Raw genomic sequence first — 10437 nt, 5'->3', positions numbered from 1 at the left:
ATGATCCGGCCTCTGGTCTGGGTGCTGCTGTGTTTGACTCTGCGCTGGCGACAGCGCAGGACGGAACCATTACGGCTGGGCTTTAACGGTGAATTGCTGTCGCTGAGCCGGACTCAGGTGATCGCCCGCGAGCCCATGCCCGCTGATTTTCCAGGCGCCGCTGGGCAGTCTGTGGAAGTTGTTCGTTTATGGTTGGCTGGTGGATACCGACGCCCATGAATCGCCTTATGAGTGTCGCGGCCAGTCGAAGGACGAAGTTTATTGCTGCACGGCCGGCGGAAAAATTGAGCGCGATCAGGCGTTGGTCAAATCCTGCGGCTTGTACTTTGAGCCGGCGCGTCTGGGCATTGTTTCTGCTGATTGGCGCCAGTATTGGCAAAACCGACAAGCACCGGAGTGGCTGCTGGACTTGCCATCGTTAAAGCCTTCCACGCGAGTTTCCGTCGCTGAATTGCTCAAGGTGCTGGCGGTGATGCCGGCGCAGGATCAGGCGCGGCGAGTGTTGCTGGACGTGGTGGTCAATGCCGCTGATGGCAATGTCGTGGGCGAACTCGGGGGCCGCTTGCGGGCGAAAACCTGGAGCTGGTTGGGCGATCAGGACCCGTCGTCGCGTCAGGGCGGGTTTGCCGGCTGGACCGCTGCTGGCGCACCGATCTGGGCCGGTGGGCGCGGGACCAGTCAAATGGTGCTGCGCCATTACGGTCAGGCGTTGTCGTCGGTGTTGCCGGTTGATTGGCCCCTGGAGGCGGGGCGCTGCGTTGAAGTCGGGCTATTTTCTCGCTACCCGATCGGGCGTGTTCTGGCGGGAGATCGTGTTGTTGATTCGGGGCCATTGCAGGGCGACTATCGCGTTGAATTCAGCAACGGCAACCAACTCGATATTCACAGCGACGGCGAACTGTTTCTGCTCAAGGACAAGCTCGTCGCCCGTCTGGATCGTGAAGAGTACGTCGCTCGTGTCCTTCAGCGTGAAGCCAAACCGGAACCCGTCGAAGCCGCCAAAGCCCTGGCCATCGCCATCCGCACTTACCTGCTGCAAAACGCCAGCCGCAGCGGCGACTGCCTGAGCATCGACGACAGCAGCAGTCGTCAACGCGTCGCCCCGCGCCCGGCCACCGCCGAGTCGCGGCACATCGCCGCCTGGACCAGCGATCTGGTGCTGGCCGGCAGCACCGTCACCTACCACTCCGACCAACCCGGTCCGGACAAACTCTCCTGGACACACGCCGTCGAACAAGCCAACGCCGGCCAACGCTTCGACGCCATTTTGCTGCACGCCTACCCACGCGCCAGTCTCAGCCGCTGGGACAACCCCGTCGCCTCCTGCGAAGCGCTGCCCGCCGCGCAAGACTGGCTGCAAAAGCAGCGTCGCGGCTGGCGCCTGCGCCTCGAAAGCGAAGTCGGCTACAACGAAGTCAGCACCTTCGCCGTTCTGTCGCCTGGCCTTCGGCCGGCCCTATGTCGACCGCGAACGCCAGCGCATTTACGTGCGCGGCGTGCTGTCGCTGCAAGACCGCCTCGACCTGACTCACGAATACCTGCACCTGGCCTTCGAAGCACACCCCAACGGCCAGGATGAAACCTACATCGAAGGGCTCGCCCGCCACCTCTTGCTGGAATAGGCCATGAAACTCCGTTATCCACAGGTCCTCCTGTTCCTTTGTTCTTTTGGCGTACTGCCGACGATTTTCGCGGCCGCCGTCAACCTTGACACTCCCGTCGGAGGTTGGCGCACAGGCGCGGTTGAAGGCGAAGGCGAAAACTTCCGCCAGGCCGTTAACTATCCCGCTTCATCGGTGAACACCCCTGTAGGCCAGGCCAACACCGCGCGCATCAGCGGCCAGATCAAAGCCACGCCCAAGTCTGCGGAGCCTGGCCGATTGATCGTCAATGGCGTGAGCATGCCGCTGAAAATCGACCCGACGGGCCGCTTCGATCGCCCGTTCTCGTTTCCGAACGGCAGCAACAGCGTTGAAGTGCGCAGCCCTGATGGGCAGCAGCGGCATCGCACGCAGTTTCTCAATGCCAGTGGTGGTGCCACGCCGGCCAAGTTGCGGGTGTTGTTGTCGTGGGACAGTGACGGCACAGACCTCGACTTGCACCTCATCACCCCGGATGGCGCCCACATCTGGTACGGCGACCGAGTCGCACCCAACGGCGCGGCACTCGATATCGACGTAACCACCGGCTACGGCCCGGAGATCTTTGCCATGCCGGCACCGATCAAGGGGCAGTATTTGGTGTATGTGAATTATTTTGGCGGTGGGTATAGCAGCGATGAGGAAGGACAGGAGGATGCGGTTCAGCCGCTGACGACGGCGCAGGTGACGGTGATTACCGAGGAGGGCACGCCGAGCGAGAAGATGGAGACGTTTGTGGTGCCGATGCGGGCGGTGGGGGAGTTGACGTTGGTGAAGTCGTTTAGTTATCCGTGATTCTGAATTGGGCAGCAGCGTGCTGCCTAATTGCGCGAAGGTGGTCTTCTTAAAATGCAGGCATTAAAAAGCCGGCTTGTGGTTAGCTTTTTATTGATCTATGTTTTTGAAAAACAATGATTTAGGTGTTTTGGAAAGCGCTCTGATCCCCCATTTGTTCCCCCACTTTTTTGTGGTTTTTGCACGGCACTTGACCGGCTTATTTTGCGCTCTGAAGCTTCATTAAAAAGCTCATTCGTCTGAAAGGCAGCAAGCGATTGATGACGCTGATAGGAATGTGAAATGTTTGAGTTGTGGCATTTACCATTCTGGTTTGCCGTTGCTAGCTTACGCTTTGTTTTAGACTGGCTTGGTAGCGCTCCTTGACCTCGGCCACACTCAGCCACTTACGGCGTGAGTGCACCACGCGATGACAATTGGCACATAGCAACGCCAGGTCAGTGAGCTTGGTTTTATCGCCAGGCTGGAGCGTGTGCAGTGGCTTAGTGTGGTGAACGTCGATAATGCCTTCGACGTCCGGGCCATAGGTTTTGCTGAAGTTGAAGCCACAGGCTTCGCACTGGAGAACACCGTGTTTCTTGAGGACTTCGTCCTTTTTGCGTTTGACGAGTTTTTTATCCCTTTCCCGTACACGGTGTACTCGGGTTAGCACTTTGCCTTCCTCTGCTTCGAAGAAGCCCGGATCTTCCTCTGCGCTTAAATCTATTGGTGTAGTCGTGATGGTCTCGACGTTGGCGTTGATGGCTGCCACGACTTCGGCGAGACGCTTGGGGTTGTTAGCGAATTCCAGCCATACCAACTTTTCGTCCTTGTTGCCTTTTGCAAGACCTGTACGACCGGTGTTGGTGTAGCTGGGATCCCAACGACGGAAATTGTTGAGCTTCATGCAAACACCATTGGTGTTGCGAAAACTCTGGTTCTTGCTCACGCCGGTGGCGTTGCCGATGAGATTGAGGTTCTGTGATAAGGCTCGGACTTCCGGATGGTTTACGCCGGGTAAACCATTGCGGTGGAGGAGGTACAGGTCCAGGGCAAGGACGAGTTCATCGCGGCTCCAAGCGGGGTTGGATTGATTATTAGCAGGTGAAGGGGGCATGGCGGGGGCTATCCGTAAGGTTCCCGTTTCGCTGTAGGAAGCAGCGCAATATACCGTCAGAATATTCTCTTCTGGTGGCATTTGGGAATCATACGGCGTTCGAATGACCTTCGCTGGTGGGGGCAGTGCGGCGCTCGCCGGATGTGTCAGTAAGAATTGAGATGTCATTGTCTTGGAAACCCCACCCAGATTTCAGATTCATCCGGAAGCTTTATTGTAAGGCCTTTGCGAATGATGGCTTAATAATGTCTTTTGCCCTCGGGGACGAGTCAATCATGCATTTCGTGTCGCGGATCTGCTTCAACCGGAACGGCTGGACTCGCTCCGATGGCAGCGCCAATGGCCTGGAGAGCGGGACGTTTTATGCCGAACACGGGTATGGCCACGAGGAGTGGTTGTTTCGCTTCGAATGGCAGATTGATGGCTGGCAGTACGGCTTCCTGCAGGGTGTCAACAACAGCCGGGCGCGGTTCCAGGTCGGGGAGTTGTGCGATGTCACTCTGTTCAGTCTTGAGCCCGAGGGGCGTCGCTTCGTGGCCACCATTCAAGATCTGGAATGCCTGACCCCGACTCAGTCGCAGGATGCCTTCGAGGTTTTCCAGACCAGGGGCTGGTTCGCTCGGATGCAGGCGGATGTCGAAGCAGTCGAGGGCATTGCGTCGGTTGGGTTGGTGCCTCAGGAGTGGCTCAACGTGCGCTTTCGTTCGGCTAACGTGCAGTGGTTCCCGCAAGGCAGCTATGCCTCTGCGGATGACTATGTCCACAACCTCAAACGCTACCAGATGAACACTTATCCCAAGAATGTCCTGGTGCCGGTACCGATGCCTGACCGGGTGTGGCGCAAGGGCAGGGAAGACGCCTTGAACCAGGCCCGTTACTGGCGCAGCGGAACCGCGGGGCGCGAGTGCACACCTGAGCATGCGCGCATGCAAAAGGTACTACTCGACGCGTTGAAACATGAGTTTCCCTTGGCCCGGGTGGTGTGTGAAGAGAACTTCGTCGACGTTCTGGTGGAGACGTCGGAGGAACGCATTCTTTATGAGATTAAATCAGACCTCCGCGCCCGCACGGTGATCCGCCTGGCTATCGGCCAGTTGCTGGAGTACGGGTTCCACCGGACTTTCACAGATGGGCGCTCATTGCGACTGGTCATCGTCGGGCGCAGCGAACCTGACCCGGAGGATGCGGCGTATTTGGATGGGCTGTGCAACCGCTTTGGTTTGCCTCTGGCGTATCGAGTGCTGAGCCTGTCCTGAGCAAGTGCGGTCACGCGCCTTTGTGCCGTCGTCCGTAAATAGCCCACCCCCACCCTGCATTCACCTGTATTCGACAAGGACAGCAGTATGACAAGCCGACCGACTATCGAAGTCGATTCACTGCTCAAGGCAAATCTGGACGCGCTGCTGGGATCGGTGGTTGATGAGGACCAGCGCAGTCTGCAGCCGCTCGAGCGGCCCTGTTCCGAGCGTCAGGTCCAGAAGGACCAGCGCTTGCAGGAGCTGTTGAGCCGCTGCCGTGAGGAGGCATTGCAACAGATCGTGGGCCCGTTTGGCCTAACGCCGGCGATGTTCTCGGATATCAAGGGTGGCAATGTCACCACCCAGCACAATGCCAGTCAGGACCTCTACGCAAAGGAGTCGGAGCGCTACAACCGCAAGGAGGACTATGACTACGCCACGGCGAAGAGGCAGAAGCTCAAAGAGGCGTTTGAAAGTGGTCAGATGAATTCTCAGACGTTCACCAACACGTACACAGGTGAAACGGCACCGACCAAGCGGGTCGCTGAAAACGGCAAGTTGAAGATGAATGCCGAGCTTGATCACACCATCCCGCTCAAGCAAGCGCACAAGGAAGGTGCATGGATGGTGTCCCAGAATCGGCGCAAGAAACTGGCCTCTGAGAAGGACAATCTCAACTTCACAACCTTTGAAAACAACCGTGCAAAAAGCGACACCGCGGCCGAAGAGGCGCTGTCGGCGCACAATGGCTACGACGAATCCGTTACCCAGCCGATTATCGACAAGGCCCGCGAGTCGATCGATGCCCACCTGCCGGGTACCGGTGAGCGCGTGCTGTATCACGGCAAGGAATTGGGCGTCACCGGGGCCAAGGAGTTTGGCAAGACCGGAGTGCGGCGCGCCATGGGCGTACTGTTGTTCGAGTTGGTCAATGGTGCGTTTGTCGAAGTGCACAAGGTGGTGAGCCAGCGGGACAGCGAGGAGACGCTGCTCAACCGGGTGGTCGCAGCCATCGAGCGGGTGCTCAAGCGCGTGCAAGGCAAGTTCAAAGATGCCTTCACGGCGTTCTTCGAGGGTGGTCTGCAGGGGTTTGTGAGCAACCTGCTGACCTTCTTGATCAACAACCTGATCACCACGTCTGCCAAGGTGGTGACTATTATCCGCGAAGGTGTGCAGAAGTTGCTGGAGGCGCTGAAGGTGTTGCTCTGGCCGCCCGAGGGGCTGCCCACTTCGGAGGTGATGCGCGCGGTCACCAAGAGCTTTGCAGGGCTGTTCACTATGGGGGCGGGCATGCTCTGGGAGCAATCGATCAATGCCTTCATCCTGAGTATTCCTATACTGGCGCCGATTGCCGGGATGATTTCGCCGGTGATCACCGGCCTGATGACCGGGTTGGCCACTGCGCTGCTGATGTACGGCATTGATTCGCTAATCGACTGGATGCTTGACAAGGGCACCGACTTCTTCAACGCGCAGATCAATGCACTCGAGGGCAGTGCCGAACTGGTGCAGCGTATGATCGATCAGGTCGAAGCACAGTTCCAGATTTCGCAGCGCTACCGGGAGATGGCGCGCGTCAATGAGCAGATTGCCGGGCAGTTCCATCAGGCCGAACGGGCTGCCCGGGCGTCCGTTGCCCATGCGCAGGCGACCGTACAGGACCAGGATGCCACCCTGGCAGCCTTGTCCCAGTCCATCGAGGCCAAGAAAAAACTCAACGAGCGACTCGGTTCGTTGCTCAAGCAGTACACAAAGGAAACGTGAAGGATGTCCACCGTTATTGCCCAACTTGCCCACATGGTGCCCAGCGATGACCTGCTTGAGCAGATTGATGTGGGTGAAGTGTTTGAAAAGTTTCACAGCACCTTCAAGCGACTGGGCGACTTCAAGAAGATCCGCGACGAACATGAGCAGCGCAGTTTCCTGGGGCGGCTGTTCAATCGCAGTGAACTGAAGAACGCGCAACTGGATGCTCAGGAAGTGCAGGCGGAGTTTTCCAAGACCCTGGCCCAACTGATGGTCATCAGTTCCTTGCAGTCCCAGCAGTTGACCAAACAGCAACAGCTGCTGAGCCAGCAACAAGCCGACCTAAAGGCCAAGGCCGACGAGTTGGCCCAGCACAATCATCGTCTGGAACAACACCAGGCAGTGATTCGGCATCAGGCCTCGGGCCTTCGTAATTACGTGACAGAGTTGCTCAAGGTGCAAGGGCTGACCGATGAGCAAGGCCATATGCTGATTGAGATCGCAGAGGAGGTGACTTCGACCCGGGACAAGCTGTTCGCTGACTTCGATGGCCGTATGCTTGAAATACACAGCGCTCTGGACAACCAGTGCGAGCAGTCGCGGATACAGCTGGAACAGCATTGGGCTCGGGCCGAGCAACAGCAGGTCGAATTGCGCAGCGAGGTCAACTCACAGCTTGAGCAACATCAGCAGACATTGCAGCAACAAGTGCTTGCCAGCGTTGAAGCGCAGCGGTTCGATGCCGAATGCCAGTTGGCGGTGCTTCGCTCGGCGATTACTCAACAGAACCAGGAGTTGGAAGCACAGCGCGCAGAGCGGGCCAAGGATGCCGGCCGTTTCCATGCGATGCTGGAAAACCTGCGCAATGAACAGTTGAAGATTGAAGGGACCCTGCGCCGCAAGCTGCTGGCAGGCCTATATGGGGTCGGGTTGGTTAGTGTGGTTGGCATCCTATGTGCGTATCAGCTGTCCAGGCCAGTGATAGCACCGGTGTCGACCGTGGTTGAAAAGCAGAGTGCGGTTTCAACAGGGGCGACGGCAGTGGCTGGGGATCAGAAGGCCATCCAGTAGGGCCAAGCCTCAGCGATCGAGGCATGGACCCACAAGGCAGCCGTATGATGGCGGCTAGTGGTTGGGCTCGGATGCGTCAGTTAGCTTCATTCACACCAGCGGGTGCTGATCGGCTGGTGCGTTGCCCTTGATGGTCCACTCAGACAGTGGCTACGGCCTTTTCATATCCGCTAACTGGTGCTTTAGTCACGGCCCCCAGATAGGTGGCTCCCGAGCAGCAACTAGCTTTGATGGTGTGCTCGGTTGTAGTGCGGCCCAATGCTACTGATCGATCAGTCGTTGCTGTACTCGGCTAGTCGGCTTGCAAAGTATTGCGCGGTCTCTAGATCGGTACAGTGCAGGTAGCAGCCTTTCATCCCACGGGTCATCAGTGTTCGATACGTGTTTTTGATGATCAGGTCTGTCTCCTGATGCGCTAGAGCAGGTTGCTCCTTCATCAATTTTTTCCAGCCACGAATCGATTTGTCGTGCTTGTCTCGCTCATGCGGCGACGTCACCACCTGCCCATCACGCACGACCAAATCCGGTCCGATAATCACTCCAATATAATCCACTTCCAGCCCTTGGCAGGTGTGGATGCAACCGACCTGTTCAATGGAGTTTTCAGCGATGATCCACAAGCTGCCATCCTGATCCAGATTCCATTGGCGTGCGTAGTCATCGCCGATAACGATGTCAGCGGCCTTGGAGTCTTTCTTGCTGAGCCAAGGCCAGCAGTAACCCGCGACAACGCGAGCCTTGTTTCCGTGGTTTTTTTGCTCGATAGCCGCGTGCATCGCCTGAGGGGAGTCGAACACCTTGAACTCATATTCGCTGGTATCGAGCAGCGGGTTGGCTGTCGCGTGAATCCCCAGTACGTCATCCAACCACGCCAGGTAACCATCAGAACCACTGCAACGGAACTGGGAAGATAGTATGTATTCCTCCACGGTTGCGCCTTTGGCTTTGGCAAAGGCGCGGATAGCCTGCTTGCTACCAATGTCGTTCAAGGTCACGCGCTGGTCTTCGTCGATGAAAAAATCGAGCATTTTGCTGATTCGATCAGCTCCTTTATCTGGTTTTCACCCAGGTTTCCATAAAGCCCGCTTTTCTCATTGAGCCTGTGGGCTTCGTCAACGATGAGCGCGCCATACGTATTGGGCTCGGTATCGATGAAGGCTCCCGAACCGGAAAAAAGTTGGAGAAGTGGCTACGTTTGACGGTGCCAACCAACTTGCTCTCGTACACCTTGCGTGGCGCAGCATTTTTTGAGACGTACTTGCTCAACAGCTTCAAGGCGGTGAGCCTCACCAGCAAGTTGATCGCCAATACTGTTTTCCGGTACCCGGACCACCTTCGATGATCAGCACCTTCGGCGCTTCAATAGAGGCCTCACTTGCCGCAGCAAGTGCCGACTCGAAGATTGCCTTTTGATCATCAATCAGTACGAACTCAGGCTTGCCTTTCATTAGCCCGCTCAGCGCCTCAGCCAGAGCTTTGGACGGGCGAATCTTCCCGTTGGCGAGTTCGTAAAGCACCTCCTTGTTGTCGCCATGAATGATGTGCTTCTTGAGGAAACTTCGCAGCTTTGCAAGCTCTTCGGGGCCTTTGAGGAACAGGGGGGCTTTGCTGGTATAGGCTTCGTAGTGAGCAGAGTCGATGACGCCATCACTGACATAGTTATGGAGGTAGGCACAGGGGCGTACTTCGATGCTTTTGTCGTAGACGGCTTCGTTGAAGCCCTGCAGCAGCGCGGCGTACGACCAGACCTGGTAGGACGGATGAATGGTTTCGACAAGACCTCCACCCAGCGCCGTTTTGACAATCGCATCCTTGGTGGTTGCGCTGGCCTTGCTCCATTGCTTAAGTTCGATCAATACCGCGTTTTTAGCCTGATTCTCATCGCGGCCTGTTAGCAAAAAGTCGATTCGTTTCGATGACTGAGGAATATGCAGTTCAATCGCCAGGCCGGCGCTGTTGGGCAGGCCGTCGTCTCGAAGCACCTTGGCCATATAAGTCAGTGAACCCTGCCAGGATCTAATCTCCGAAGCGCCAACCTTCTTGCCGGTGGCTTCTTTGAAGTGCCTGAGGATCACCTCTTCAATATCGTCGTTATCGCTGTCTTTGAGGAATTGCTGTTTGGTCGCAGCGTAAACGATCACGAATGGTCCTTAGAGCCCAATGGGTCAGAGTTGGTCGTACTTTTTGCTGGTGCTTTTAGCTTTGTCGACAGGGTATTTCTGCCCGTTCAGGGCGAGCTTGCTTGTCACCGCTTCGTTGAGATCGACGCCGAGCACACTGGCCAAGCGGACCAAGTACATGAGCACGTCAGCCAGTTCGTCCTTCACGGCTTGAGCGGTTTCGGGACGCTTTGCTGCACCCGTTGAGTCGGCCTCGCTCATCCATTGGAAAATTTCGCAGAGTTCACCTACCTCGCCTGTAAGAGCCAAGAGGAGGTTCTTGGGTGAGTGAAACTGCTGCCAATCGCGATCATCTGCAAAGCGGTGAAGCGATGCGGCAAGACTTTCCACGTCAATCAGCTGTTCGGGTGTGCCATCTGCCTTGCTCACAGACTCGCCTCTCGTTTGCCAACAGAAACGTGACCGAACAGCCACGCCAGAAATCTAGAGATGGATTGTAAGAGTTTTCCTTTTTCGCGGCAGTTTTTTCGTAAGAACACCACAAACCACAGCCCTGAAGATGGGTGGTACGTTCAGCTAAACGATACAAGCAAGCAGTTCCGCAGCAATAATGCTTCGTAATGAGTCAACGACAGAGCCGGTGCGCTCCCAATTCACTCGATTCCGGTTTTTTTTAGGAAGACGAAAAGCACGGAGTCGAATACCGCAACCTTGATGTTCAGTTCGACCAA

Annotated in this window: 7 protein-coding genes and 2 pseudogenes; 5 read left to right on the top strand and 4 right to left on the bottom strand. The window is 56.7% G+C overall.

Translation table 11 applies throughout. The annotated features are described in order from the left end of the window. A pseudogene (locus AB4N76_RS10505) lies at positions 1 to 1622 on the top strand (DUF2300 domain-containing protein). A 3-nt stretch (positions 1623 to 1625) separates the two neighbouring features. Then, on the top strand, positions 1626 to 2435 hold the full coding sequence (locus AB4N76_RS10500) for a YfaP family protein (protein WP_077431195.1): 810 nt from the start codon (positions 1626 to 1628) through the stop codon (positions 2433 to 2435). A 322-nt stretch (positions 2436 to 2757) separates the two neighbouring features. Here the strand turns inward: AB4N76_RS10500 and AB4N76_RS10495 are convergent, their stop codons facing one another. Further along, entirely contained in the window at positions 2758 to 3612 is an 855-nt protein-coding gene (locus tag AB4N76_RS10495) for an HNH endonuclease (protein ID WP_460164446.1), read from the bottom strand. Between the two features lie 164 nt (positions 3613 to 3776). Here AB4N76_RS10495 and AB4N76_RS10490 point away from each other — a divergent pair, with 164 nt between their 5' ends. The 3 genes from AB4N76_RS10490 (at position 3777) to AB4N76_RS10480 (ending at position 7586) form a co-directional block, all read left to right on the top strand. Beyond that, a complete protein-coding gene (locus AB4N76_RS10490; RefSeq protein ID WP_460164445.1) occupies positions 3777 to 4787 on the top strand; it encodes a hypothetical protein in 1011 nt (336 codons plus the stop codon). A gap of 87 nt (positions 4788 to 4874) precedes the next feature. Then, entirely contained in the window at positions 4875 to 6533 is a 1659-nt protein-coding gene (locus tag AB4N76_RS10485) for an AI-2E family transporter (RefSeq protein ID WP_460164444.1), read from the top strand. Positions 6534 to 6536: 3 nt separating this feature from the next. Next, the gene (locus AB4N76_RS10480; RefSeq protein WP_460164443.1) at positions 6537 to 7586 is read left to right on the top strand and encodes a hypothetical protein; all 1050 of its coding nucleotides are present in this window, start codon (positions 6537 to 6539) and stop codon (positions 7584 to 7586) included. Between the two features lie 272 nt (positions 7587 to 7858). Here AB4N76_RS10480 and AB4N76_RS10475 read toward each other — a convergent pair. The 3 genes and pseudogenes from AB4N76_RS10475 to AB4N76_RS10465 form a co-directional block, all read right to left on the bottom strand. Further along, positions 7859 to 9727: pseudogene (locus tag AB4N76_RS10475) on the bottom strand (DNA/RNA helicase domain-containing protein). 24 nt (positions 9728 to 9751) lie between these two features. After that, positions 9752 to 10135: a nucleotide pyrophosphohydrolase gene (locus AB4N76_RS10470; RefSeq protein WP_138725938.1), complete on the bottom strand. Its 384-nt coding sequence runs from the start codon at positions 10133 to 10135 to the stop codon at positions 9752 to 9754. Between the two features lie 224 nt (positions 10136 to 10359). Beyond that, a complete protein-coding gene (locus AB4N76_RS10465) occupies positions 10360 to 10437 on the bottom strand; it encodes a hypothetical protein (RefSeq protein ID WP_460164607.1) in 78 nt (25 codons plus the stop codon).

The sequence above is a fragment of the Pseudomonas sp. S2_F03 genome, assembly GCF_054668335.1.
Note: the sequence above shows the minus strand (reverse complement) of the source record. Positions and strands in the feature narration are given on the sequence as shown.

Bases quoted from the DNA above. Each gene is read 5' to 3' on its own strand.
- AB4N76_RS10500 (WP_077431195.1), top strand. From the start codon at position 1,626: ATGAAACTCCGTTATCCACAGGTCCTCCTGTTCCTTTGTTCTTTTGGC.
- AB4N76_RS10490 (WP_460164445.1), top strand. From the start codon at position 3,777: ATGTCTTTTGCCCTCGGGGACGAGTCAATCATGCATTTCGTGTCGCGG.
- AB4N76_RS10485 (WP_460164444.1), top strand. From the start codon at position 4,875: ATGACAAGCCGACCGACTATCGAAGTCGATTCACTGCTCAAGGCAAAT.
- AB4N76_RS10480 (WP_460164443.1), top strand. From the start codon at position 6,537: ATGTCCACCGTTATTGCCCAACTTGCCCACATGGTGCCCAGCGATGAC.
- AB4N76_RS10495 (WP_460164446.1), bottom strand. From the start codon at position 3,612: ATGCCACCAGAAGAGAATATTCTGACGGTATATTGCGCTGCTTCCTAC.